The following is a 25,257-nucleotide window of genomic DNA, read 5'->3' as shown; positions in this document are numbered from 1 at the left end:
GACAGTTGATCACGCCCTAGGGAGGTCGGTGTGTACCGCAGCGTCAACGACGCCTTGATGCTCCGCGCGTCTGTGCTACACCCCGGCCTCCTCGGGCAATGGCCTGACCTGGCCAGCAGCGACGCGGCGGCCAGTTGGCGGCAGTGGCTCGAGCAGGCCCTGACGATCCCCGGATTCGCCGCCGCGCTGGGACACGCCTCACCGGATCTCGCTGGGCGGACCACGGCTGCTGTCAGCGGTGAGCTGGCGCAAGCCGACGTCCGCCGGGTGGTGCTCGCCGTCATGCGCTACCTGCTGCGGGCTACCAGTCGCGCCACACCCTTCGGGCTGTTCGCAGGCGTCGCCCCTGCCACCGCGAACCGCACCGGCGGTATCCGCTGGGGCACTGCCCATCGGCCCTTCGCCCGTATCCCGGCGGCCTGGCTGGCACGTGTTCTCGATGGCCTGGAATCCGACCCACAGGTGCGCCCGCACCTGACGGTGCGCGCGAACAACCTGCTTGTGCAGCGGTCAGGGCAGGTGGTGTTGGAGTACCGGGCCGCGACGAGCGATCCTCGGGGTGCGCCGGCGCATCTGCGGATCAAGGCGACCGACTCTGTCCGCGCCGTGCTGGCGCTGGCCGCCGAGCCGATCCGGTGGGCTGACCTTCGCGACAAGCTCGCGGCCGAGCACGGGGCACCGCACAACGATGCCGAACGGCTGATCAGCCAGATGGTGTCGCAGCGGCTCCTGTTGACCAGCCTGCGCCCACCATCGACCGCACCAGACCCCCTCCCGCACCTCGTAGACGAACTGGATAACGCTACGTCCGCGAGCGGCAATGCGAGCGGGCTGCTCAACCAGCTGCGTACCTTGCGCCACCTTCAGGCGCGACACGACAACGCGCCGAACATGGCGACGGCTGACGCCCGTCGCCGGGATCTCGGCGACGCCGCCGCGATGATCAGCCCTTCCCCGGCGATCGGAGTCGATCTTCGTTTGGACTGCGATCTCGTCCTGCCCACGACGGTGACGGCAGAAGCAGGCCGGGCCGCCGCCGTGCTGGCCCGTCTCGCCCGCCCAACCCTGCCAAGGTGGCGTGACTGGCACGAGCGCTTCCTGAACCGCTACGGCCTACATGCCCTGGTACCCGTCCTGGACGCGGTCGATGCTCAGGTTGGCCTCGGGTACCCGGCGGGATCCACCGGCGAGCCTGCCGAGGAAGCGGCCCTGGTGACCGATCGGGACCGGAGGTTGCTCGTCCTGGCACTGCGGGCGGCGCTGCGCCGTGAGCACGAGGTGGTCCTCGATGACGCCTTGCTGGAGCAGGTGGCCGGCGCGGCGCCGAACGAAATCTTCCCGACCGCCGAACTGACCGTGCGCGTCCACGCTGATTCGGTGTGCGCTATCGAGGACGGAGACTTTCAGCTGTCGATCGTACGGGCGTCCACGCAAGCCTTCTCGACCGCGGGCCGGTTCCTCGACCTGTTCGGCGAAGGCCAGCGGCGCCGGATAGCCTCCCGCGCAGCCGACATCCCGCCAGCCAGCGAGGGAGCGCTACTGGCACAGCTGGCAGCGGTCACCCGCTACACCGTCAGCTTGGACGTCAACCGCGCCGCCCCGGTGCTACCTCACCTGATCCCGGTGGGGGAATACCACCCAGCATCGCAGGACGTTATCGGGTTGGACGACATCGCGGTGACGGCCGACGCCCACCGCCTGTACCTGGTGTCGATCTCCCGCCAGCGCGCGCTACAGCCGGTCGCGGTCAACGCAGTTGAACCGGTACGGCACGCCCACCCACTCACCCGATTCCTGGCCGAAGCGCCCGTTGCCCTGGCGACCGCCTGTTCACCGATGGAGTGGGGTCCAGCGGCCAAAGGACTACCGTTCCTGCCCGCACTGCGCTACGGCCGCACCCTGTTGAGCCCTGCCCGCTGGCAACTGACCGCAGCCGAGCTACCTGACCGGCAAGCCACCTGGCAGCAGTGGGACCAGACGCTCGCCGCCTGGCGGCAGACCACCGGCTGCCCTGCCGCCGTCTGGCTCGGCGTCGGTGATCAGACCCTCGGTCTCGATCTGCACGAGCCCGCTCACCGGGCGGTACTGCGCGACCACCTGACCCGCGAACCCACCGCGCTGCTCCGGGTCATCCCTGAAGGCAACGGATGGATCGGCGGACACCCGCACGAGATCGTGATCCCACTGACCGCGACCGGCCCGAGGCCAGCAGCGCCACGCCTGAGCAGCCCCCCGGTCGACGTTCGCACCCACGGCGACCTGCCTGGCGGCAGCCACCATTACCTGAAGATCTACGCCCGACCGAGCGAGCAAACCACGATCCTGAGCAGCCATCTGCCCCGGCTACTGGCCCAGCGCCCGGACGGCTCGTCGTGGTTCCTGCGCCACGCCGACCCCGAGCCCCACCTACGGCTGCGACTCAACGGCCTACCCATCGAAGCCATCACCAGTTGGGTGCGGCAACTGCGTGACGCCGACCTGACCCGCCGAGCCCAGTGGGACACCGACTTCCCCGAGCCCGGCCGCTTCGGCGGCCCGGCCGCGTACCAGGCCACCACAGCCGTGTTCGCCGCCGACTCGGAAGCCACGCTTGCCGAGCTGGCCGTCACCCTGCGATGTCCGGACGCGAACCGGCAGGCGCTGACCGCCGCCAGCATGGTCGATCTCGTCGCCGCCGTCATCGGCAATTTGAACGAGGCTCTGCGATGGCTGATCTCCCGCACCCGTACGCACCGGCCAGCACCGGCCCGCCCCCTATACGACCAAGCCATCCTCTTGGCCAACCCGTTCGACCACACCGCCCTGACGTCCTTACCCGGCGGTAAGGCGCTGATCCAACGGTGGGCCGACCGTCGTCGCGCAGTGGCCGCCTGGCGAGACCACCTATCCGCCACCAGCGCTACCCCGCCGGTCGATCTGCTACCCGACCTGCTGCACCTGCACCACGTCCGCGTTATCGGACTCGACCTGGACAGCGAACGCGCCTGCCTGCACCTCGCCCGCGCCGCCGCACTCAGCTGGAAGACAAGGAGCACCCCGTGACCACCCCCACCATCACCGCCAACCCGGTGAACGCACTCACCGCCGCCTGCGCCAGACTCGCGAACCCTTCGATCGTCGACCCGTCACCCGACGGGCGGACTCGGCCGCAATCACTGGCCGGAGGCGCGGTGGGTATAGCCCTGCTGCACATCGAGCGCGCCACCGGCGGACACGGCGATGAAGCGACGGCCGACAGCTGGATACGCGCCGCAGTCAGTGAGCCCGTCAGCATCGGGCGCAACTCCGACCCGTTCCACGGTGCCCCCGCACTGGCATTCATGCTGCACAGCGCCCGCGCACTGGGCGGATACCACCGCGCCTACGCCAGCCTCAACGACGTCACGATCATCCTCACCCGGCAGCGACTGGCCGCCGCACACGCCCGCATCGACCGCCGCGAACCGCTGAACATGTACGAGTTCGATCTCGTACATGGCCTGACCGGACTCGCCCTCTACCACCTGCACGCCCAGCCCGACCACCCCGTCAGCCGGGAACTGGTCGCCTACCTCACTCGCATCACCGAACCCCTCAACGGCAACATCACCAGCCCGCCGTGGTGGCTGCACTCCGGCCTCGGCGGCACACCCGCCGCTGACTTCCCCCATGGCCACGGCAACATCGGCACGGCCCACGGCACCAGCGCGATCATCGCCACGCTCGCCTACGCCATCCTCCACGGCCACGACACCCCCACAGCACACGCCGCACTCGCAGCGCTCTGCGGCTGGACCGACCAGCACCGTCAAGACGACCCGGGCGCGACATGGTGGCCCGGATACGTCGTCCCCGACGCCGGACCCAAACGGCACCGGCCCTCCTGGTGCTACGGCACCCCAGGCATCGCCCGCGCACAGCAACTCGCCGGACTCGCCCAACACGACAGCACCCGCCAGCAGCAGGCAGAGAACGCGATGCTCGCCGAACTCACCGACACCCGCCAGCGCGAACGGCTCCCCGAGGTCGGCCTCTGCCACGGCAAAGCCGGACTTCTCCAATCCGCCTGCCGGATGGCCGCCGACAGCACCGACCCACACCGCAAGGCCCAGCTCACCGCCGAGATACCCGGCCTCGCCGCCGAACTCGCCAGCCAGCTCGACGCCGACACCCACATCGAGCCGGAGCTGATGAACGGCACCGCAGGAGCCGCGCTCGCCCTCCACACCGCCACGACCGGCGCCCCAGCCACCGGCTGGGACACCTTCCTCGCCCTCTCCTGAGCACGAAGACGCAGATGACGTCACCCCAGTGGCAACAGACCACGATCACCTTCGCTGACCCCCATGCCGCCGAACAGCTAGCCATCGCGCATCTCGCGCCGGTCCTGACCGAGGCCGAGGCCCGCCAGCTCATCACCACCTGGTTCTACGTCCGCAAGAGCGACTGGCGGCTGCGCTACCTCCCCAGTGCGGGCACGAGCGACGCCGAACGCTACGTGACCAGCGAGCTGGACCGGCTCACACGAGCCCGCCACATCGACTCCGCCATAGCCGGCATCTACGAGCCCGAAACCCACGCCTTCGGCGGTGCCGAAGCCATGGACACCGCCCACCAGCTCTGGCACCACGACAGCCGCCACCTGCTCACCAACAGCCCTGACACAGCAGCACGCGAACCCGAACTGTCGATCATGCTGTGTGCGGCAATGATGCGAGCTGCGGGACTAGACTGGTACGAGCAAGGCGACGTGTGGGCACGGATGGCCGACCACCGCGATCCTCCCAAGGCCCCCACCGTTGACTCCCTGCAAGCCGCCACGAAGAGGCTCCTCACCGTGGACCCGGCCAGCCTCATCCGCTACGAGGCGCCCCTGGCCGGCTGTCGCACGCTGTTCGAGGCATACGCCACCGCCGGTGACGCCCTCCGACAGCTCAACCAGGGCGGACATCTGCGCAGGGGTCTACGCGCCACCCTCGCCCACCACGTGATCTTCGCCTGGAACCGGCGCAGCGTCCCTGGCCTCCGGCAAGCCGCCATCGCCACTGCCGCCAAGAACGTCATCTTCGGCCCCGACCCCTCGACCAACGCTCCCGCATCAGGCGGTGGCTCATGAACCCTGCTGTCGCCCGCCGGTTTCCCCTGATCGCCCGACCCCGACCCGCCTGCACACCGCTGGCCCAGCGGATACACGACCTTCAAGAACGTGCCGCGCTCGCCCAAGAGCGCCATGACGCCGCCTCGGCGACCGCGGTGTTCAATCTCGCCGCCCTCCTGGCATCTGACTGCGGGGTGCCCAGCCTGGCACGCACCTGGTGCCACCGGCTCGCCATCGCCGCGATCGGCCATGACCACGATCCCCAGCACGCACTCGAACCCATAGTGAACCTCGCCCGGCTCAGCATCCGCGCAGGTGACGGCGTTGCTGCCTGGAAGCTGTTGGAAACCCTCTTCCAGGCAATCGACACCCGCACCGACACCGTGATCGACGGCATCGCCATCCCAGCCGCCCGCCTCACCCAAACTCCCGCCACCTACACCAAGGCCCGAACCTGGCTGTGGACAGTGTTGCTCGGCACCGGCGCCCACGCCCTCGCGGCCGCCGGGCTATGGGATGAGGCCAGCCACCGTCTCAAACGGTACAAGGGAGTCGGCGCACGCATGCTCGACGGCAGGCAGATTACCGTCGTCAGCCATCTCGTAGCGGGCCGCTACGACCAGGCACTCGCGACTCTGAGCGCGACCAGGCCCGGCGAACCATGGGAGCAGGCCATCACCACCTGTCTGTACTTGCACGTGCCCGCCCGGGGTGCAGCCGATCGAGTGACCGCCGCGCTGAGCGCCTATCAGGCGCTCGGACCCGCCGGCCGGGAACAAGTAGTCTTCCGCACGAGACTGGGTCTCACCCTCGTTGACGCTCTCGACGCCAGCCAACCCCAACGCGAGCAACTCGCAGTGAAGCTAACGCATGATGCTGCGGCCGACGGCTACGCCGCCCGCGAACTCCTAGCCCACCCACTATGCATGAGCATCGCGTACGACCGGGTGGCCGGACAGCTCACCCGTCTCGTTTCCGACTGCGGCCTCGATCTCCGCGTAATGCCAGAGGAACACGTCGTAACGCTGAACCAAGTTCTGGACGCCGCCGAAGCGGTTCTTACGCAGAAGGGCCGAAGTCAGGCTCCCCAACCCGCAGGTCTCGCTGACGAGCGCGGCGTCATCGGCGAGGTTGAGACGTCCCCTGTTCGACGGGGGCCTTACCGAGACACCTCCTGAGCGTAGCGCAGTACCTTGATGATCAAAAATGAGCTGGCATGTTGGCATCAACATGGAGAGCATGTGTTCCATGTCTAGAACGAACGATGACTCCGCGACCTGGGCGGCACTACGATCCAGCCGCTCGGATCCGCCGGCCGCCACCGTTAATAACTCCGAGCGGCGTGCAACGTACGTAGCGGCCCTGGAGCAGTCAGAACAGCTATTTAAGGCAGCGTCCGCGGTTGGCCCCGCTACGGCTCCGATTTTGCTGTACTACGGGATCAGTCAGGCCGGAAGAGCGATCATCGCGGCTGCGAGGTCCGTTCGTGACAACTGGCGGTTGAGTGGACACGGGATCAATCGTGGTGACCTCACTGTGGCTTTGCCTGCCGTCCGAGTTTACGCGGAGGGGGTACGGGGAAGCTTCGTCCGACTCTCAGCCGTCCTAGACTCTCCGATCTGGGACAAGGATGCTGAGGCAGTCGAGTTGACGGCGCTGTGGGATGCGTTGCCGCAAACCATCGAGTGGCCGCTACGAAACGACGATAGACGTCGGACGGCACATCTTCTGGAGTACCACGATTTCGGTGAGCCGCATCCACTGTTGGGCGTCTCGCTATGCGGCCTGCCGAGAGAGCTAGCCGAGTCGGCTTCCCTCAGGAAGGATCTCGCATTGTACTTACGGTCGTACCCGACGCTGCGCGGTTACTCCTACGTTAAGGCCGACGATGGGCCGGACGCCGATCCGGCAGTTGTCATCTACAGCAGCGGGCGAGGCGAGGTTCACCTCAACCTCGTGGTCGACAACGGTCGTTCGGTAGAGGATCAGGCCCGGCGCGCTTACTTCGAGACGATCGCGACTAAACATGGCGAAGCGTACCGCAGCTTCTATCTCGTGCCTGTCGTTGGCGAGAACAAGCATCCAATGCATCCGCTCATGACCTGGTGGGCGGTGCTCTATACGCTCTCGATGCTTGCACGCTACCAGCCCGCCGAGTGGGCAACCTACATCAACGTCGACCGCAGTTCACACGCGGTACCAATCGAGCACCTTCTGGCAGAGGCGCTGTCCGCTGTTCCAGGGCTTATCGCTTCTACGATTAGAGCTGTCCGCTGAGGAGTGCTTTCGGCGTGCGGCAGGCGAAAGGCCGCACGCCGAAAGCGACATGACCGAGCAGCTAGACGGTCTAGAAATCGTCAGCAACCGGCACAGGGCTACCCCAAGAGCTCGTTCTCAGGTACGCCGGTGCACCAAGCTCACGTAACAGCCCCGACACCTGCTAAAGACTTCTCTCTCATACTGCGCGCTACGCGGAGCCCTTTATCTCGCCGATCGGCAGGCCGAAGCCCGGCAGGCTTTCCATATCGCGCCTGGCCCGGTATTCGGTCAATCTGGCGGTTCAGTGCCCCGCTTCGTTACCCAATCAGTCGAGGTTTCCTCAACGAGCCTCACAGCTTCTTCGATATCCGCCTCTGTGGCGTCTGGGAACTTATCGCGCATGATATCGCCTGCGTCATGTGGGCCGTTGTCGAAATACTGGTAACCGCCCTCATGGTGATCATAAGGGAGCTGGTTCACTGGATCTTCATAGTGCTCTAGAAACCACTCCGCCATCTGATCAGAAGAGATGTACTTTCCCGTTGCTAGGCGTTGTGTAAATTCTATAAGATACTTTATGTCTGCTCTGGCGGGTGTCATTGGTCGACCCTGGTGGGCGATAATGTTTCGCAGAGTGGATAGTTTGATTAGTCGATCGAAATCGGCCTCATTGATGAGTCCCTTACTCGAAAGCGTTGATAGCAATCGTCGTGGTGGCTGCCAAGAGCTGGCCTCACCCGCCTTGGTTGCAAAGTGAGTAATTGCACCTTCAAGTGCAGCCCATGCCGTTAGCAAGCCAGCAGCCGGGCTCAGTTCGCTAATTAAAGACGCTTCGTTCGTCAGCTTAAGAACATCTAGCAATGCAGGTTCGTGCTCCGGAGTGTCGCCCAGCCAATAGACCTCAAATCGCGCACGAGGCAGCGCCGCCACTCTGCGAGATAGTGCATCGATTTGCTCGCTCTTGGCCGTCTGTCGAGAGGCAAATTCAACGACGAGGATTTCGTCCCCACGACTCGCGATTAGGTCAGGCGTGAAATCTCGCAACGTCTCGGGTAGCAAGGTTCCACGAGGCTCGACGTTTGTCGACCAGCCCTCCTTCCGAAGCTCCGCAACAACTTGCTGAAGGATCTCGGGCTGCGAGTTGGGCGGATGGGAGGTGATCATGGGAGCTCCCCAGCTGCTGGCGCAGCTTCGATGCGAATATGCACAAACGGCCCATTGGAGACGAAGCCGTCCGCCTGGGCCGGAGTCATCCCTTTAACGCGATATGCGGCATTAATGTCACGCAAGTGACCATGCGTATCGGTCAGTTGATTATCATCCACGTAGACGATCTCGCAAAGCGCGTCCTGTATCGGCTTGATCATATTGTCGACGTCAAGCGGCGCGCTGTCGTGGTAGTAGGTGATGTGGATCTGGATCTTGTCGGTGAGGGGCTGCTCGCCTGCTGGCCAAGCTCCCGTAGCCGAAGCGGCGACCTTCGCCTTCCATCGCTGCCGGGTAACCGACGAGGCTTGGACGGACGCCGGCACCCCTGGCACCCAGAAGTCCCACGGCAGCGAAATCACCCGCGGAGTGTACTTGATGCCCTCTCGCCCCGTTTGACGAGGGCGGCCAGCCTCGGTACAGACGCACCTGCGGGCAGCTGTGGCGGTTGCGAGAGAGCGCTGAGCTGCCGAGATGTACGGTCGGCCCGAACGGCGACGTGCGCCCACAGGCATCCTGCGAGCTGGTCGGCATGGAGCCGCTACCCGGGATGGGGCGCTCCGGGCGAGTCCTTGCTCGATGCCTCAGACAGGATCGGCCTGAACCTCCGGATCCTCTTCCTGAGCAGGTGCTGTTATCGGGTCCGTGGGGGGTGCGAGGTGAGTGACGTCCAAGCGGACGATGTTCCGGGCAGAAATGATCGTGAAGTGTGCGGGAAGCAGCGTTTTGGTGCCGTTTGCTGCCGTCATCTCGATGGGGGCCATCAGGCAAATCTCGCGGCTGTCGTCCTCATCCGTTCTGATGCTGTAGTGCCGCAGCCAACCGTAGATGTAGGTGCCGTCGTTCATCTGCGCACCGACGTAGATCGGTCCGGTTGGTGACGCGGTCCTTGGTAGCTCTTCCGGCTTGTCGTAGGCGTGAAAAGCCTGATACCAAGCGGAAGTCGGACGGATGGTCGTAGGGCCGGTGAGGTACTTCATCGGGGCCCGCTGGTTCATGTCAGACACCCATCGCGCGAGGCGAGGGTCAGCCGCGACCCATCCCAGTATGGTTGCGAACATGACCAGCGCGAGCGCCCACCATGCCAACTGGACGTGATGGGTGCGTGCGAACGCGTCTGGTTCGCGGATCAGCCCACGAAAGTTCGGGGTACGTTCCGGAAACGCCCATCGGACGCCGGCTGCGATGATTGCGGTGGTGACGAGGCAGGCGACGCTGACGAGGACGACGCGTACGGTCTCGCGGAACGCGGTAAGTGCCTGCGCCGGTACTGCCCGTTCGAGTCGCAGCACGTATGCGAGGCCGGGCGCGACGAGCAGGACCAGAAGTAGAAGCCCAGCCAGCGATGAGGGGATCACAGCACGGGGCTAAATCAATCGGCGCTGCTCGGGGGCGCTGATGTCGCACCCGACGCCGGGGGTGGGCTGGGCGGGGCCGTGGTGGGACGAGGCGGCAGGGGACCCGCTGACTGAACCATCTGCTGTCCATGGTTCTCGGAGAAGGTACCGCCGGGGCGGTTTCCGCTGACCTCTGTCGCGCGGACGGGCTGCTCTGCCACTGATCCTCCTAAAAGAGTGGACACTCAGTGTAGTCACGCCGGAGGATCTTCGGGGGTGGGGTGCGACCTGGCCCAGCGACGCTCCGCCCACCATGGTCGAGGGACGCAACACCGTGCGCCGGCACACCGGCAACGGCGTCGGATCGGCGTTGCAGTTGGCCGGGAAGATGGGCGACGAGCACCAGCTCCCGGGTCTGGCGTTGGTCGTCACTGTGGGTAGCACCCGGTTCTGGCGTGTCGACGTGCCCGGGCAGACGATCGTCGATCCCGAGGCCCGCCGACGTCCATGACGTCGACGAGCCCGTAGATCCTCGCGGGGCGAGCTTCGGACGTACCGCTCGGACACGTTGGCCCCCCACGGGTGGTCTTCACGGCCGCTGAGGGTGGCTCGATAAGGGCTTCTGCCGCTTGCTGCTGATGCGGGATCGCGGGTGGTCGGTGTATCGCCACCCAGGTGGGGATCTCGGTGATGGTCAGCGTTCCGTCGATGGCGCAGGTGACGTGGACATCGTGTTCGAGTAGCGCGGCTACGACGGCGTTGGGGTCGGCGGCCGGGATGCCGAGCCTGCGGGATCTGGTGCCGGCGGACGCGGTGTCCGCAGGCGGCCTCGCCGGTCCGGCTGCCGGAGCCACCAGCCGAGCAGGTCAGGGCGGTCCGACGCTGGCGCGACAGCCGCAGCCGTCGATATGGATAGACAGCGATGCGATCCCTCCGCAGGACTCGGCCACTTCCGCGATTGTCGGCCTGACCTCCTGCGCCCAGAGGGGGTTGCCGTGCATTTAGGGTGACGCGAGGTACCACCGGTGCGGCACCAGCCGCTACTACGCCGTCAGGGCTCCGCGTAGCTCCGTTTCAGGATGTCGACGCGCTCATTGCTGGTGAGCTCGTCGGCTCGCTGGTACCGCCATCAAGGGCGGCTGCTTCCCTCGCTCCCGCACCACGGTCTTGATCAGGTTGAATTCCTTCGCGACCTGACTAACCGTCCGGCCCCGCGCCTGCACACCTCGACGATCTTGGCCTTGAAACTCCGGCATGCACGTCGAGCAGCACGGCGGGCCTACAAGATCAACGGAAGTCGCCGTTACGACCCAATTGGCTGGCCAGCAGGGTCTCGCCGTGCTGGTCGGCGATAGAGGCGTGCATGGCGACGGTCGCGGCGGTGGCCCGGACCCCGACCAGTTGCCGGTGCCGGACCTTGCGGGCCGGGACGAAGTAGAGGTTCGCGTTGTAGGCGACCGGGCAGCCTTGCCGACATATCGCAGATGCCGTGCGGCGACCTCATACGGGCGGGCCGGCAGCGGTCGCAGGGCGGCGCGGACTCCGATGACCTCGCAGTGGGTACGGTGGGTCGGGGCCCGGCGCATCGGCACCCACGCCATGAAGGCGGCGTCCAAGTCCGCGAGGGACAGAGAACCCACGCCCTGCCAGGACGTGGTCCCGCACGATCGTGACCTGCCGCTCGACCCGGCCCTTGCCAGTGGGTCGGTAGGCGGTCAGGGCGTCGATGTGAGCAGGACGGATCACGCGAATACGAAAGCACCAGGTGGAAAGAGTGGACCCTGGCGATCCCGACGTGAGCCAGGATGCCGATCTCGTCGCCCCAGTCGACCTGCGCCTGCGCACCGGGCACCACCTCAAACCTGCGGTGCAACCCGGCCAGCTCGTCCGGGCCGATACCCATCTCCGCGGCGATCCGCGGCCGGGCCTCCTGCAGATACAGCTTCACCCGCTGGTAGTTACCGGTGAACCCGTACTGCTCCACCAGCCGCTCATGGATCACCGTGTCCTTGAACAGCAACTCCGCCCGCAGCCGCGCGTCGATCACGTGCGCCAACGGGCTCAACACCGACGCCGGGGCATCCCGACGCGGTGACCGCTGCGGCGGTGCCGGCGCTGCTCGCCCGCCAGATACTTCCGCACCGTCTTGCGGTCGAGCCCGGTCTCACGAGTGATCTGCGACAGACTCAACCCCGCCTCATGCAGCGCGCGGACCCGGCGCAGCTTCAGCCACCGCTCCGACCGCAGAACCATCGCCGCCCTCCGCCCCAGCTCATACCGGGCGAAGTCTTACTCATCGGACACTCGCCAGGCCATTGCTACGCCGTGACCTGGTGACGTTCAGCCGTACCTAACTGGCGACACCAACTCGTACGCCAACGCCCGGGCTTCTATAGTGAGAATGTGGTGGAGGAGCAAGGCGTATTGGATACAGTGGCGACCGAGCAAGCCATCGTTTCTGTGTTTGAGCAGATTGTCGCTGTCCTGGCACGCAAGGCAGACGCAGCGATCGATGACGCGACCTTATTCCGACTGACGGACACGCTGTTCGCCGCATTTGCCCGCGCGGGTGAGGACGGGCTGACAGTTGAGCAGATGAAGGCGGCATGCGCCGCCTTCCCGGACGACGTAATCGAAAACCGCCTCGGCGTCCTGCGGAGGCTCGGCGCGATCCAGCCCGCATTTGATAAGCCTTACCAGCGCGAGCACCGCGCCTCGTTCACCAGCTACGTGTCAATGCTGTTCGTCCAGCGGATGCTGGCCCGCGGCGGGCAGTCAGAGTTGCACCAACTCCTGACAATGGAGAAGACCAGGCTGGAGGGCGGGCAGAGTACAGCTGAGGAAGCCCGCGACGTTGTCGTCGGGATAACCACGGCGTTGCGGCTCCTGGTCGCCGAACTCGTGGCGCTGACCATCGGCGGCACCGTGGAGGCGCTGCGGGAGCGCGCCCCACTGCTGTGGAACGCGAAGTCGCTGATCGACCAGGCGTCTGCGGTGCACGAGATCCTGCTGGAGTTCTGGCCGGAACTCAGCCGCTTGTGCGGGGAACTGCGCTCGGCGATCGCCGCCTACGAAGATGCCTCGACGAACGCGTCAGCGCGCTTGATAGCCGCAGCTGGGACCTCACGGGCGCTGAACCTGCTGCCGCCCGAGATGTGGAGGCGCTTCGCACGGCGAGCGACTGTGGAGGAGCTCGCGGCAGTTCTGGCCGATCAGGTCTTTGACGCACCTTCCCCGTGGCACGACGTCGCCGACCTGGCGGAGGCCGTTGTGGGAAGGCCGCAGCCGACCAGCGGCCGTTCGACACCGCCGCGGTCCCGGGTTCCCGATGGCGATGAGCGACCCCCGCAAGAGTGGTCCGACGCGGAGGCTGAGCGACTGGCGGGAATCGCCGAAGAGGTCCTCAGCGGCGAAGACTCTGTTGCGGTCGAGCAACTGCTGTCGGGCATGGACTGGGTAACGGCGCGCCGCGTGCTGGCCGACCTGGTCGCCGCGAGCAACAATGAACGACTCAGCTACCGGCTGACGTGGTCCGGCCCGGTCCAAGTACGGCCAGACAGCGTGCCCTCCTGGCTTACCCCTGGAGTGTTCGAGCGAGCACGGAGGCACGCGTGAGTAGTCCGGAGGCGGCGCTATGGTGGGCGAGGTCGCGGGCCGAGGGGCCGCTGCGTGTGCCGTCAGTGACCAGAACCCCGGCAGGCATGCTCCGGCTGGTGGAACGGGACGGTGAGCACTGCTGGCTGCTAACCCGCCCGCCCGACGACGTGACACCGGCCATGCTGCGCGAGCTGCGGATGCAGGTGCTTCCAGTGGAGTTTCCGAATGAGACCAGGCGGGTCCTGGCCGCGGCACTGCGCTGCTGCTGGACCGACATCCAGGCAAGCCCGTGGCCGGGGCAGCCGGCGACGATGCGCGAGGTGCTGGACGTGGTGGATCAGCTCACGCCCGGACGAGGGGAGGAGGTGCTGCACCGCTTCGGGATGGGGGCGTTCCGCCGCCTGAATGCCAGCCGATGGCTGGATATCGATGACGACGTGCAGAGGGTCTGCCTCGGCCCTCGGGTGGCTACATGGCCGGACCAAGACCTGCCGGCGCTACGGGAACTGTGCCGAGAATTGCCACCCCCGCGGCCCGACCGGGAGCCAGACCGGTGAGCGGCTTGTTCGATGACCTGCTCCAGCCGCTCGGCGACAAGCAGCGCGACGCGCTGGTCTCGGCCTGGGCCGCGCTTGAGTACGGCAGCGAGCCCGCCAGCGAGGCCGCACTGCCCGCACTCCGGGACGCGGCGCTACGCCACCTGCTTGACCAGATGCTGCAAAGGACCGGTCGCACGCTCGTCCGTGCGGGCGCCTACCTGTGGACATCGGGATACCGAGACGATATCGCCGCAGTACTCGCGGCAAACGGCTGGGGGATTTTGCCACCACTGGAGCGGGCCGCACTGATATTGGTGCTGATCCACTCCGTTGCGATCCCCCGGGCAGAGGGTCGCCTGGCCGGCGACGACTGGCAGTCGACCCATCCGACTACACCGACCCATCTGCGGAAGCTGTCGCAGGTTCGCGGGCAGCGACGCCTGTCCGATGCCCTGCAGTGGCTGCGCGCGGCCGGCCTCGTCCGCTTGGTGCGCGGCGCCGATTCTGAGATGGCTGGCGCCTCCTACGTCCCCGGGCCGGCGCTGCGCCGGCTCACTCCAGCCGCGCGCAAGCGCCTGCAGGAGAACCTGATCCTTGCCGTAGGCCCGGATACCGCGCTCGCTACGGCGATCACGGTCCGCCGGAGGCTGGGCCGCCCAGAAGTGACAACCTCCCAGAGGAGCGGCTCATGAGCGGCAGCACGCCGCAAGGGGAGGACATCGTCGGTGACCGCGTCCTGGTCGGTCTGCAGAGCGTGCGAATCTCCCGACTGTCCACGCATCCCATCCCAGTCGCCGCAGGCACTCTAATAGCCGTGGCTGGGCAGGGGCCGAAGGACTCCAATGGGGCGGGGAAATCGTCGCTGCTGGCCCAGATCAGCTTGCTGCACGCCGATGAGCAGTGGCGATTCGGCTCCGGCGCGCCCGCTGCGGTCGATCTACTGTTTAACTCTGAGGACGCTGGCGGTGAAGACCGCTGGGGCAACGCCGACCATGGGTACCTCATCGGCGTGTTCGCTCCGGCCGCCGGAACTCTCGACCAGCTTCAGGCCTGCGCTCTGACCGTCTGGATACGGATCGACCGCAGTAACCAAAAAGGTCCCCGGCTGAAGCTGCGCTGGCGGGACGGGCTGCATCTACCCGTTGGGGACAGCGAGGCTGAGCGGGAGCAGGCCGCTGACTCGGTCTGGCAAGCCCTGCCCCCGCGGGCCGGGCGGCAGGACGTGGCGGCCCGTGACCTTCCGCGCACCCTCTACGGCGAGCACGTGCGGTGCGTGTCGTTCCTGTCGACGTCGGTGCGGGCCAGCGCCGCCCCAAACCTGCTTGCCCAACCGTTGAACGAGATCTCAGAGCGGCGGATCTTCGAGGCGATCGCTGCGCTCACCGGCATCGACACCGAGCTAGAGAAGGAACGCCAGGCACGCCGCCACGAGTATGACCGCCGGCAGGAGGCCAGCGGCGCCGAGTCCGACCTTGCTACCTGGGAGGAAAGCGCCCAGGTCATTGAGGATGGCATCGACGCCCGGGACCGGGCGCGCGAGCTCGTCGTGGAAGCGGCGGATCGATGGCGGTCGCGCACGGCACGGCTACTATGCGACGCCCTCCAGCGTGACGCCGACATCCAGGTCGAGATCGCCGAGATCGACACCGTGATCAACCGGGACATCCGCACGGCGCAAGAGCTAGCCAGGCAGGCGGCGGAGCTGGCCGATGACGAGGCGTTCACGCGACGGCAGCAGGCGGCGATGAGCACGTTCGGCAAGCTCGACAGCGACGACCGCGAGCTGGGCAACCAAATCGCGACGCTGGAACAGCAGATCGAGGACATCGACCGCCTGCTGCGCGCAGCCAGGGAAGCGGCCCGTGACGCTGACGGCCGCAACGAGCAGGCAGCCGAACGGGAGCGCGCCGAAGCGGACGCAGCTCTGGAAGACACGGTCAAGGCGGTCGGCGTGGCAGAGAAGGCGCTCTCCGACGCCGAATCAAGCCTGCGAGACGCGGAAAGCGGTCGGGATCTGGCCCAACAACAGATTGAGATCCTCGCGGCCGAGGGAATCGGCGCTATCGGCCTCTTGGATGCCGTTGTCCTTGACGAGCCGGACCGGGCCCGTTGGGAAGCTGCCCTCTGGCCCTACCGCGAGGCGGCGGTCGTGGACTCAGAGCAGCTCAACCGAGCCAGCCAACTCCTGGCGGGCATACCTGGCTCGATCCTGATTGCTGCCAACCGCGCCTCGTCAGCGCCCGGTAGGCTCCCGGGCAGCGCCGATCCAGAGTACGACGTGAGTGGTTTCCTCGCAGCCCTGCACGCTCGGACCACAGCCCGCAGCGACCCCGACCGGGTCTACGACGACGCCGGGATCGTGGTAGTCGGCGGGTTCAGCCAGCCCGCAACCGGCCGCGCCACCCGCATCGCGGCTGCCCGCGAAAGGGTCCGCCAGAGGTCCACGGCGCACGAGGACGCCGTCAAGGCACGGAATGCCGCCGGGCAAAAGGTAATTAGCGCTGAGCGTCGGCAAAAGGGCGCACGAGCGGCAGCGGAGGCATACCAGCTGGAAGGGCAGGCTGGCACGTTGCGGAAAAAGGACCAGGCCACCAGACAAGCGCGCGGGGAACTCGCCCCGACGCTCAGTGCCGCGCAAGCCGAGCGGGACGCGGTGCTCCGCCTGGCAGGCGTCCGCCAGCAGCAGATCGAGTCACTGCAGCGTCAGAAGACCACCCTCGACAACACGAACAAGACCCGGCGTGAGAAGCATGGGAAGCTCGAGGAAGAACAATCGCAGCTCGGCTTGCCAGAACTCATCGTCCGATGGGACGGCACCCCCGACTCTGCCAGCGAGTATCTGCGCACCCTGCCGGACAACCAGCAGTCCTGGTCGGCCGACGACTGGTGGGAGGAAGCCAAGGACCTGATCAGCACCGCGATATCTGAGTGCTTCCCTCCCACCGCGTCGGACACGATGCCGATGGAGATCACCGGCCTGCTGGAAGAGTCCAGCCAGCGTGGGCCCGGCAGCAGCCGACGGGCGCAGGTCGCCTTTGCCCCACTGCTCCGCGCACTTCGCGTTTACCTTCGCCAGCAGGAAGGCACCGACCAATACGAGCGCCAGCAGATCGCCATCCAGCGCGAGGAACGGCACAAGAGTCTCGCCGCTGCGCGGATCGGCCACGAGGAGGCGGTTCAGGCCAGCCGCGCCTACCGAGGGGCGCTCACCTCCGCCATCAAGAAGACGTTGGCCGACGTGGCGGCCGAGTTTGACCGGCTCGATGGGGCCTACGGCGGGTACGGAGCTTCGCTCCATTACGAGGATCCTCCGCCGCCAGCCGACCCCACCGAGGCGTGGGGCTGGAAAGTCACGCCGATGTGGCGGCGCGCCGAGGGGAGGCGCCACATCCCCTACGACCGGCGGGCCAACACGGCACAGATCGACGACCGGGCGATCAAGCTGGTCTGTGCCGCTGCGGCCGCGAGTGGCACCGGCCGCCCATTGGTACTCGTCTTAGACGAGCTAGGCCGCAACCTCGGCAAGCAACACCGCAGGGAGGCGGTCGCCCTGCTCGGGCAGATAGGCAGGGACAGCGGCATCACAGTCGTCGGGGCACTGCAAGACGACATGGAGACCTACGCCATCGACGCCTGCGGCCAGTACGTCAAGCTGCGCCGCAGCTCAGACTCCAGCCCGTACAACGAGCAGCCCGTCGTCGTCGGCTATGACGAGCACGCCCCGCGTGTCGAACTGCTCCGTGCCTGGCTGACCGGCAACGGGTACCGCGAGCCGGCATGACCGCCCGCCCCAGCCCGCGAGGTTTCGCAATGCGCCACCTCAGCGTCTACCCCGGCCTCACCACGTACGCCGTCCCCTTACCTGACGGCAGCTACAACACCGACCGCAACGGAAATCCGAAGATCACGCGCGTCACTCTGGAACCGGAAGGCTTCCCGTTACCGCACCGCCCGGGCGGCCTGACCGAGAGCCAGTGGGCCTTCGCCACCAAAGGCTCCCGTCGGTGGCAATCTGCGCTGACCAAGTTCGGCGACCGCGCCCAAGATATAGCCGCAGAGCTAGCGCGCAACGGTTGCATCATCCTCGAATGCGACTTCCGCGACGCCCGCGTAGTCCTGCCACCCCGTGGCTGGGCCCCTCATCCTGACCTGCACGCGGCCCGGCAAGAACAAAACAGCCAGCGCGCCGTGCGCCGGGCCGCTCAGGACGACGAGGCATGCCGTCTCGCTGCCGAGCTCACTCACTATCCGACCGCCGGGCCACTGGTAGCCATACTCAGAGCACAACGGGACGGACCCTACCGTGACCACGTCATCGAGGCCACCCGCGCCTTCCTCACCGACGACACTATGACCGACACGGGTAGGGCCGCGCCGTGGGCCGCGGTGCGCTGGCTCAAGCGCGGAACGAAGTCGGATTACGAGAGGGACCACGAGCCGCTCGCTGAAGGTGGTCAGGGCGCGGTCTACAGCGGCGTGCACAAACACACCCGCATCCCCGTTGCGGTGAAGCAGCTCCGCTACGGCGATGAAGACGCCGTACACCGCATGCGCCGCGAGGTCTCCATCGGGCTCCTCTACGGGGAGCACCCGAACGTCATGCCGGTCCTGGACTCCGACCCAGACGGGCGGTGGTTCGTCATGCCGCTCGCGATCGGCAGTGCCGCTAGCCACGTGGATCGCTTACAGCGGGAACCAGGAGCCGTCCGGGACCTCGTCACGGCAGTCTGCGAAGGACTGCGCCGCCCACACATCGACGACCGGATCCACCGCGACATCAAGCCAGCCAACGTCCTGCTCCTGAACGGCAAGTGGGTTGTGGCGGACTGGGGGCTAGGCCGACAGCCCCGAGGGGAAACCAGCATTCCGCGCCGAACTCGGACCGGCACCGGCTTCGGCTCCGAGGGATTCGCCGCACCGGAGCTGTCGTCCGGAAACCCCCATAACGTCACGGCCGCCGCCGATATCTACAGCATCGGGCGGCTCATCGCAGCCATCCTGACCGGGGAACGACCGGAGCAGAATGTCCTGCTGCTGCCCGCCGGCGGACCATGGCGAGCTGTAGTAGCGGAGGCAACCCACCACAAGCCGACCGACCGGCCGCAGGACGTGGACGAATTCCTCCGCCTGCTCAAGGACATCCCGTGACCGTTCCCTCGCCGTCCCGACCGAAAGGATCATCTCGTCGATGACGCGCATTGCGCTCGAGCCGTACTTCCTGCACCAGGACCAGGTTCAGTCCCTACTCGGAGAGCACCGGACGGAATCCGCACGGGCGCGGGCGGCCCGCAGGAGCGATCCCGAAGCAGCGCTGCCCTACGTGCTCGCCGCAGAATTCGCCCAGGCGCTCTCTTCGCTGGGAATCGGCGAACTGGCCAGGCGCGTCTTGGAGCGGGACCTACGTGCGGGGCAAGTTGTCGGCACCGAGCTGCAGTTTGAGTTCCAGCGAGACCGGGATCGCGATGCCCCAGGCTTTAAGCCAGCCAGCTTCACGGCGGTGCTCGACGCGGGCGAGCCGATGCGTGTCACCGGAACATTCAACGCGGCACGAATCGCCAGTTCCTCCGCGTCCGGGAGCCTCGCCGGGAACAGACGGGTTTACCTGATCGGGACGGTCACCAATCTCAGCGCGGAGCAGGTCGAGCTCAGGCCGGTCTTCATCGGAATCAGATCGTTCGTCGATGACGACCTTCCCGCCGTAGCTTCAGCGCCGAGAGCGCGGGTCTACCCCAGCGATATCGGCCAGTTCAGCGGGATCGACTTCGCATCTCCCTTCGCCGAGGCCGAGGGTGAAGCGGTGCTGCGTGTGCCGGAGGACACGGTGAAGCGCGCTTTTGCCGAGCTGCTCGGCGAGCCGTACGTTCCGAAAGATTGGGGTGGCGAACGCTCCGACCTCTACACCTCGCGAGTGTTTGCCCGTGGACGCCAGCTGTCGGCCGCATGGCTGTTCAAGGGACCGGGCTTCCCTCGCGCGATGGACGTGAAGGCTCTGGGCAAGAACGGTGACCAGATCGACCGGCTGTTCACCGAGCCCGCGGAGCTACTCGTTCTGCAGCACTGTCACCAGATCAAGTCGAGCGTGGTTGGCATGATGGATGCCTACGCTCACGACGCCCGGCACCCCCGTTTCTACATGATCATTGATGGGGCCGATACCGGACGCATACTGAGGTCTCTGGGTCTGCTCCCTGCAGCCCCAGCACGTCCGCCTCTGTAGATACAAAGGAGCCGGCGGCCGCTGGGCAGCGGGTCGAGCGGCTCACCTGGAGTGGACCGTTGCCGCATCGGTGGCATCAGCTGTCAAGCGCGGCGCGCCCGCGTCAGGTACGACCGTGCTGCCGCCTCCCACTGGCCGCCGTCGTCCCAGCCATGAAGCCGCCCCCGTAGCTCGAACTCGCCGAGCCAGCCGTTGCACCCGGGGCATAGAAGCCCGCGCACGCAAATTCCACACGTCCGCTGCTTGTTGACGACGGCACAGCAGATGTGGTCATGGTCGATCACCAGCGGCTTATCGGGGGTGACGTGCCCACAGATGGCGCTGATCCCGTCTTGAGCGGCCCGAAGCGCCCGGTACCGGTCGGGGGTGAGCCGGTACCGGGCCAAGGTCCGGGCGGCGGGGAGCCGGATGGCGCATACGGCGCCCCAGCCCTCCTTCGCCCTCATTAGGCTGACGCGTGTCGCGTCGGGGAAATTGGTGGTCACGGGTTCCTGTCTACTTGGCGGGGGTAGGTCAGACGGCGATGATCCAGCGGATCCTTGCGGCCAACTACGGCGTTTAACGGCGAACGCGTGATTTGGCACGAGTTTGCGCCGACGCGGTGCGCGAATGGCCCGGCGCACCGAGTGGCTGACTCGACGTCAAGTGCCTTCCCGCTCAGCCCTCTGACGACGGATCGGGTTTGGCGGGTCCACCGGTGCCGTAGCTGCTGGGCCACGCCGTCGTCGAGCAGCAGAAGAGTGTCAAATCCAGGAGTAGAGCACCGACGGCTGGTCTTCATTCCGCGAGGTGTTCGATGAGGATCCGGCGCACGCCAGCATCGAGCAGCGCCTGGGCGCGGTGCTGGCCGTTGTTGTAGCCCTCGCGGCGCGGCCAAGGCGCATACGGGCGAATCGTGTCGACCATGAGCGAGAGCAGGGCCTCGCGTTCCCACTCGGTGAGGCCCTGTGAATCTGGGTGGTCGAGCACGTACGGCGGCGTGTCCTCGAAGCTGACGCCGGAGGCCTTAGCCTGTGCGGCAAGGCGTATGGCGAGGTTGGACACGGTGTGCCAGTCGCCGCCGTGGTACCAGCAGCAGTCACGCCCGCCTCGCCGTGGCACGAGTTGGCGGCCGAGGCGGCGCCACCACGGCACCCCGGCTGCCATGCAGCCGTTCTTACGGAACGGCGCCGGGCGCGGCAGCATCATCACCCATCGGGCCACATACGTAGGTTCCGGGTCTGGCTCGATCTCGGGCGGGGTGAAGCCGCTCCCGCGTTCCAGGTCGACAGGTCCGCCGACGAGCGCGTCAACGGAGGTCGGTGATATCTGCCGCCACTGAGGCTCGCGCAGGGTGTGCTTGGCCGGGTCTACGGTGAACGTCACCATTGTCAGGTCCCGCATGTCGTCAATAATCATGTGGGCGAGCCAGATCGGCGGCTCCGGGTCGTCGGGGAAGTGCTGCTGCCACACCGTCGCGGCGTACGTCTCAGCAGCGTTGGTCAGCGAAGCGCCTTCACCGGTGCCAGGTTTCTGTGTGGCGATCGCGACCGGGCGCAGTCCGGGGGCGGTGAACAGCTGCAGGCGGAATGTTCCCTGCCTGTTTGCCTGCGGTGGTAGCCGGTACATGTGCTCATCGATGATCCGTTCTCGGGGGCCGGCGAGATCAGCCAGCAGCGCAGGCAGAGGCGGCACGGGATCGTTCATGCCGCACGATATCGGGCGTAACAGGCCCACGGCGAGCAGTTCGCGGGTCGCCGATCTGGCGCGACCAGCCGCCGCTGGCGTCAGCACCCCCACCCACGACCTTCGCGACATCTTCAAGGTCGACCCTCCGAGCCGCCGCGACCGCCCTTACCGGCCAACCCATCCCCTGGCCACGTCCGCACCGATGGAGGTTGCTCTCGGTCAGGTATCGACCGGACCGTCGTCCAAGAACATAGATGACGATCAGACCTAGGCCGTGGTCGTGTCCTTGATCTGGAGTACGACTGGCCCTGCCATTGTCGGAGCTATCCAAGCTTCGTAGGTGGGATCGCGAGTGTCGGTCTTCGTGGTTCCAAGCCAGCTGTAGCGCACGGCCAACTCGTACGTGCCCTTGACGCGGTAGATCGCGAACTTCGGATCGAAGGTGGCGCGAGCGGTCAGGAGTGGATCACCCGTGAAAGACCAATTGATCTTCTCGGCGCCCGACGGCGGACTCCACTCGGGGCATCCGGCGGGCATGGCCGACTTCGCGCCGCGCACGCAGCGTGTGAACGCGTCGCTCAGTTTCGCCGCGACCAGCTCCCATGGCACCTTGGGATCCTGCTTCATTACATCGGGGTCGCCTATGGCCGAGTGTTCCTTGATCTCCTGGACGTCAAGCTTCCCATCGGCCCACTTGACCTTGGCCCAGAACTTTGCTGGCGTCACGGCGCGGCGTAGTTCCTTCGCCGCGGTGTAGTCCGCTGTCACGATGACGGTGCCGAGCATGTCGAAGCGGCTCTCTGCCTCCGTGTAGTGGATGACCGCAGCTTCGAGGGGGTTGCCGTGGAAGTTCCAATGGACCTTGGAGACGTTCGAGGTCTCGATGATGGATTGCGGGCAATTGGCCGGGGCCGCAGACGCTGACTTGGCGCATTTGTCGAGCCAGACACCTACAGCGGCAACCACAGCCTCCTGCTTCACTTCGCCCGGCCAGGGATCTGATGTCGCCGGGAACGGCTCATCTCCGCCGAGGATGAAGTAGCCCAAGACAGCAAGAACGACGATTACGCCCAGTCCACCGCCGCCTGCGGCTGCTGCCGCGCCATTTCCCGGGCCAGACTCTGTTGCCTCATCTTGGCTAGAGTCGGGATTAGAACTGGTTCCGTAATGGTGATGCGTGTGGGTGCTCTTATCAACGTTCCCTTCGTAGTAGGACCCCTTGACGTTGGCCTGACGTTCGCCACCAAATCCAGTTTGCCGATCTGCCACGCTCACCTGCCCTCGCGATCGTCATGGCCTCGCTCGAAGTAGTCGCCCGCGACGTTAGCCTGACGCCCACCACTGAACCCGACCTGGTTGACGACGGGACTGTCCCTGCCCGACTTCGCTGGGCCGCTCGAGGTGTCCTGATCCCGAGCGCCAGGCGAGGATGCCGAACCGCTAGCGCTTCGAATCGTTAAGATGACGCCGACGATCGCTACCGGTAACGCGATGATGTTTGCCCAGGCCGCAGCGCCATCGAGGCTCCCACTAGAGATCATTACTAGCGAGACGACGATCATCAGAACGAGGGCGCAGACGGTCAACTGTCGTTTGGACACGACGTCTATCATGGGCGATGGATGCAACCTTGCGTAAGTGCCGACGACCAGAAGTGTCCTTGATCTGCCACGTCGGCGACATAGTACTTCCTACTGGTGCGGCACGCTCTCCGTTCGAGGGGCCCGGATCGGTGGGCGGGAGCCGGGGCAGCACCTCGCGATGCGGCGACCGCCGCGACAGATCCTGGTCGCGGCGCAAGTCGGCCGCGAATTGCCTATCGTGGCTAGGGGCATCCGGTCACGGTACTTGCCACCACCCTCGCAGGCTTAAGGGACAGCTACACTATCCTTCGATCTTCCCGACGGCTCTAGCATCCAAAGCTGAGCACGGATGCGTCCAAGTCGACGCGCAACCGCCTGACGAAGTCAGCGCACACCGCGTTGCGCGGCGACGGGTTCGGCCACTTCCGGGTGAGTGCTGGCCAGTCCCTGGGTGTCCAGCACCCCGGCGAAGGACTTGCTGCTGTCTGGTCTGACTTACTCGTCAGCTGCCTGGCTGAGCTTCGAGGAGGAACTTCTTGGTGAATTGCAGGGCGGCAATGGTCTGGTCGATGGCGGTGGCGTCGAGTTCGGCACCGCCATCTCCGCCGAGGAGTTGCAGGTAGGCGAGGGGTTGCGCGCGGTCGGTGAGGCTGTTGATGCTGATGTCGATGCTGCCGGGGCTGCTGGAGGTGGTGATCGGAATGCTGGTGATGGGGCCGCTGTGCAGAAGGTGGCTGCCCAGTTGGCGATACTCGGTGATCTCAGTCTTGTTGTGGCCACTGCACCAGGGGTGACGGTGAGGGCAGGGAAAGGCCGGATCGCCACCAACGGTCATGCCCTCGATGGGATTCCACGGCCAGGTCGTTTCGACGGGTAGACCTGCGGCCCGAACGAGCTTCAGCAGGTGTGCGGCGAGGGTACGTGCCTCTGCCGGGGTGAGCCGCAACTCGGCCTGCTCGGATTTGATGACGTGCACGCGCGCCGTGGTGGAGCGGTAGTGCTGGGCGACGGTTACCTCCAGTTGCTCTGGGATTCCCTCGGCGGCCGTCTCGAGCAGCAGGTCAATCAGGGTTCGACCGCCGGAAGGCAGGCCGCCGGAATGTAGGCCGCCGGAATGTAGGCGGTCCTCGTAGGCGTCCTCGGGTAGGTGACCACCTTCGCACCAGGATGGGCATGCGGTGTCCTGCCAGAATGGGCCGTCCGACGCACCATCGGTGGGCAACGGCGCTTCTGCGAGCCCAACGGCGTGGCCAAGCAGGTCAGCGAGCCGTTCCGCCTCCGCCGGCGTGCATCTCACCCATGCCTCGGTGGCAGTGGCATCGCGGTACAGGGCGATCGCAGGGTGAATCTCATCAAGGCGCTGCACAAGCCGGATGAACAACGATGCCGGCACCCACCGGTGTAGGCGGGGTGGGCATTCGCCAAGGTCAACAGCTTCGGCCAGCGACAGTCGCATTGCGACCCGGTCGCTCTGGTGGCGGCGATCTACGCGCCGGTCATCTTCGAAATGGCCATGCACGCACCAGATTGGATCTGCGATCCCGGCAGCGACAGCCCCTGCCGTCGCGTCCAGCGCGACCGTAGGCGCCGACGGCGGCGTGGACCGTCCGGGTTCGTTGATCGCTTCGGAGTTGGCCGCAGGTCGAGGCCGAGGTGGGCTCGACTGGTCGGCGGCGGCGGGGTTAGCGAATTGGGGGATGCTCGGGTGTAGGGCCATTGGGATGATGAACTCCTCCACGGTACGGCGTGCTGCATCACGCACGGTCAGCCAGTG

General features: G+C 66.3%; 20 protein-coding genes. 13 read left to right on the top strand and 7 right to left on the bottom strand.

Translation table 11 applies throughout. The features are described from left to right. Positions 1–30: 30 nt before the first annotated feature. The 5 genes from GA0070216_RS31335 (at position 31) to GA0070216_RS34165 (ending at position 7,354) form a co-directional block, all read left to right on the top strand. Positions 31–3,042, top strand: coding sequence for a lantibiotic dehydratase (locus tag GA0070216_RS31335; protein ID WP_091253727.1), 3,012 nt, complete (start codon positions 31–33; stop codon positions 3,040–3,042). After that, positions 3,039–4,262: a lanthionine synthetase C family protein gene (locus GA0070216_RS31330; protein ID WP_218108337.1), complete on the top strand. Its 1,224-nt coding sequence runs from the start codon at positions 3,039–3,041 to the stop codon at positions 4,260–4,262. Before GA0070216_RS31335 ends, GA0070216_RS31330 begins: the two co-directional genes overlap by 4 nt. Before the next feature lie 14 nt (positions 4,263–4,276). After that, positions 4,277–5,095, top strand: a complete 819-nt coding sequence (locus GA0070216_RS31325) for a thiopeptide-type bacteriocin biosynthesis protein (protein ID WP_091253725.1) — start codon at positions 4,277–4,279, stop codon at positions 5,093–5,095. Continuing rightward, on the top strand, positions 5,092–6,255 hold the full coding sequence (locus tag GA0070216_RS31320; RefSeq protein WP_141723258.1) for a hypothetical protein: 1,164 nt from the start codon (positions 5,092–5,094) through the stop codon (positions 6,253–6,255). The genes GA0070216_RS31325 and GA0070216_RS31320 overlap by 4 nt, the downstream gene beginning before the upstream one ends. Before the next feature lie 70 nt (positions 6,256–6,325). Next, positions 6,326–7,354, top strand: a complete 1,029-nt coding sequence (locus tag GA0070216_RS34165) for a YaaC family protein (protein WP_176739233.1) — start codon at positions 6,326–6,328, stop codon at positions 7,352–7,354. A 270-nt stretch (positions 7,355–7,624) separates the two neighbouring features. Here the strand turns inward: GA0070216_RS34165 and GA0070216_RS34160 are convergent, their stop codons facing one another. The 3 genes from GA0070216_RS34160 to GA0070216_RS31305 form a co-directional block, all read right to left on the bottom strand. Further along, entirely contained in the window at positions 7,625–8,500 is an 876-nt protein-coding gene (locus tag GA0070216_RS34160) for a hypothetical protein (protein WP_141723256.1), read from the bottom strand. Further along, positions 8,497–8,904: a RusA family crossover junction endodeoxyribonuclease gene (locus GA0070216_RS31310; protein ID WP_176739232.1), complete on the bottom strand. Its 408-nt coding sequence runs from the start codon at positions 8,902–8,904 to the stop codon at positions 8,497–8,499. Before GA0070216_RS31310 ends, GA0070216_RS34160 begins: the two co-directional genes overlap by 4 nt. Positions 8,905–9,126: 222 nt before the next feature. Continuing rightward, positions 9,127–9,900, bottom strand: a complete 774-nt coding sequence (locus GA0070216_RS31305; RefSeq protein ID WP_091253714.1) for a DUF6338 family protein — start codon at positions 9,898–9,900, stop codon at positions 9,127–9,129. A gap of 292 nt (positions 9,901–10,192) precedes the next feature. Between GA0070216_RS31305 and GA0070216_RS31300 the strand changes: the two genes are divergently transcribed. From GA0070216_RS31300 to GA0070216_RS31265, 8 genes are all read left to right on the top strand, one after another. Continuing rightward, positions 10,193–10,390 carry a hypothetical protein gene (locus GA0070216_RS31300; RefSeq protein WP_091253710.1) on the top strand — a complete coding sequence of 66 codons (198 nt, stop codon included), beginning with the start codon at positions 10,193–10,195 and terminating at the stop codon, positions 10,388–10,390. Between the two features lie 1,263 nt (positions 10,391–11,653). Continuing rightward, complete coding sequence (locus tag GA0070216_RS35920; RefSeq protein ID WP_245722863.1) at positions 11,654–11,974, top strand: hypothetical protein; 321 nt, start codon at positions 11,654–11,656, stop codon at positions 11,972–11,974. A 308-nt stretch (positions 11,975–12,282) separates the two neighbouring features. Then, positions 12,283–13,494, top strand: a complete 1,212-nt coding sequence (locus GA0070216_RS31290; protein ID WP_091253707.1) for a hypothetical protein — start codon at positions 12,283–12,285, stop codon at positions 13,492–13,494. 86 nt (positions 13,495–13,580) lie between these two features. Beyond that, on the top strand, positions 13,581–14,033 hold the full coding sequence (locus GA0070216_RS31285) for a hypothetical protein (RefSeq protein ID WP_091253705.1): 453 nt from the start codon (positions 13,581–13,583) through the stop codon (positions 14,031–14,033). Further along, positions 14,030–14,707: a hypothetical protein gene (locus GA0070216_RS31280; RefSeq protein ID WP_091253702.1), complete on the top strand. Its 678-nt coding sequence runs from the start codon at positions 14,030–14,032 to the stop codon at positions 14,705–14,707. Before GA0070216_RS31285 ends, GA0070216_RS31280 begins: the two co-directional genes overlap by 4 nt. Beyond that, positions 14,704–17,796 carry a coiled-coil domain-containing protein gene (locus tag GA0070216_RS31275; protein WP_091253698.1) on the top strand — a complete coding sequence of 1,031 codons (3,093 nt, stop codon included), beginning with the start codon at positions 14,704–14,706 and terminating at the stop codon, positions 17,794–17,796. The genes GA0070216_RS31280 and GA0070216_RS31275 overlap by 4 nt, the downstream gene beginning before the upstream one ends. Positions 17,797–17,825: 29 nt before the next feature. Then, positions 17,826–19,163: a serine/threonine-protein kinase gene (locus GA0070216_RS31270; RefSeq protein ID WP_176739231.1), complete on the top strand. Its 1,338-nt coding sequence runs from the start codon at positions 17,826–17,828 to the stop codon at positions 19,161–19,163. Positions 19,164–19,203: 40 nt separating this feature from the next. Then, positions 19,204–20,232: a hypothetical protein gene (locus GA0070216_RS31265; RefSeq protein ID WP_091253688.1), complete on the top strand. Its 1,029-nt coding sequence runs from the start codon at positions 19,204–19,206 to the stop codon at positions 20,230–20,232. A gap of 83 nt (positions 20,233–20,315) precedes the next feature. Here the strand turns inward: GA0070216_RS31265 and GA0070216_RS36760 are convergent, their stop codons facing one another. From GA0070216_RS36760 to GA0070216_RS34875, 4 genes are all read right to left on the bottom strand, one after another. Next, positions 20,316–20,678 (bottom strand): endonuclease domain-containing protein, encoded by a 363-nt coding sequence (locus tag GA0070216_RS36760; RefSeq protein ID WP_141723262.1) that lies wholly within the window; start codon positions 20,676–20,678, stop codon positions 20,316–20,318. 331 nt (positions 20,679–21,009) lie between these two features. Then, positions 21,010–21,918 (bottom strand): hypothetical protein, encoded by a 909-nt coding sequence (locus GA0070216_RS31255; protein WP_141723255.1) that lies wholly within the window; start codon positions 21,916–21,918, stop codon positions 21,010–21,012. A 249-nt stretch (positions 21,919–22,167) separates the two neighbouring features. Further along, a complete protein-coding gene (locus tag GA0070216_RS31250) occupies positions 22,168–23,175 on the bottom strand; it encodes a hypothetical protein (protein WP_141723254.1) in 1,008 nt (335 codons plus the stop codon). 810 nt (positions 23,176–23,985) lie between these two features. Beyond that, positions 23,986–25,002 carry a DUF6907 domain-containing protein gene (locus GA0070216_RS34875; protein ID WP_176739230.1) on the bottom strand — a complete coding sequence of 339 codons (1,017 nt, stop codon included), beginning with the start codon at positions 25,000–25,002 and terminating at the stop codon, positions 23,986–23,988. Positions 25,003–25,257: the final 255 nt, after the last annotated feature.

Source organism: Micromonospora matsumotoense (assembly GCF_900091525.1).
Classification (GTDB): domain Bacteria; phylum Actinomycetota; class Actinomycetes; order Mycobacteriales; family Micromonosporaceae; genus Micromonospora; species Micromonospora matsumotoensis.
This window is presented reverse-complemented; position numbering and strand designations above follow the sequence as displayed.

What these genes read in the sequence shown, in the direction of transcription:
- GA0070216_RS31300 (WP_091253710.1), top strand. Translation starts at nt 10,193, where the DNA reads ATGGTCGAGGGACGCAACACCGTGCGCCGGCACACCGGCAACGGCGTC.
- GA0070216_RS34160 (WP_141723256.1), bottom strand. Translation starts at nt 8,500, where the DNA reads ATGATCACCTCCCATCCGCCCAACTCGCAGCCCGAGATCCTTCAGCAA.
- GA0070216_RS31320 (WP_141723258.1), top strand. Translation starts at nt 5,092, where the DNA reads ATGAACCCTGCTGTCGCCCGCCGGTTTCCCCTGATCGCCCGACCCCGA.
- GA0070216_RS31270 (WP_176739231.1), top strand. Translation starts at nt 17,826, where the DNA reads ATGCGCCACCTCAGCGTCTACCCCGGCCTCACCACGTACGCCGTCCCC.
- GA0070216_RS31265 (WP_091253688.1), top strand. Translation starts at nt 19,204, where the DNA reads ATGACGCGCATTGCGCTCGAGCCGTACTTCCTGCACCAGGACCAGGTT.
- GA0070216_RS31325 (WP_091253725.1), top strand. Translation starts at nt 4,277, where the DNA reads ATGACGTCACCCCAGTGGCAACAGACCACGATCACCTTCGCTGACCCC.
- GA0070216_RS31275 (WP_091253698.1), top strand. Translation starts at nt 14,704, where the DNA reads ATGAGCGGCAGCACGCCGCAAGGGGAGGACATCGTCGGTGACCGCGTC.
- GA0070216_RS31285 (WP_091253705.1), top strand. Translation starts at nt 13,581, where the DNA reads ATGCTCCGGCTGGTGGAACGGGACGGTGAGCACTGCTGGCTGCTAACC.
- GA0070216_RS36760 (WP_141723262.1), bottom strand. Translation starts at nt 20,678, where the DNA reads ATGAGGGCGAAGGAGGGCTGGGGCGCCGTATGCGCCATCCGGCTCCCC.
- GA0070216_RS31255 (WP_141723255.1), bottom strand. Translation starts at nt 21,918, where the DNA reads ATGAACGATCCCGTGCCGCCTCTGCCTGCGCTGCTGGCTGATCTCGCC.
- GA0070216_RS34165 (WP_176739233.1), top strand. Translation starts at nt 6,326, where the DNA reads ATGTCTAGAACGAACGATGACTCCGCGACCTGGGCGGCACTACGATCC.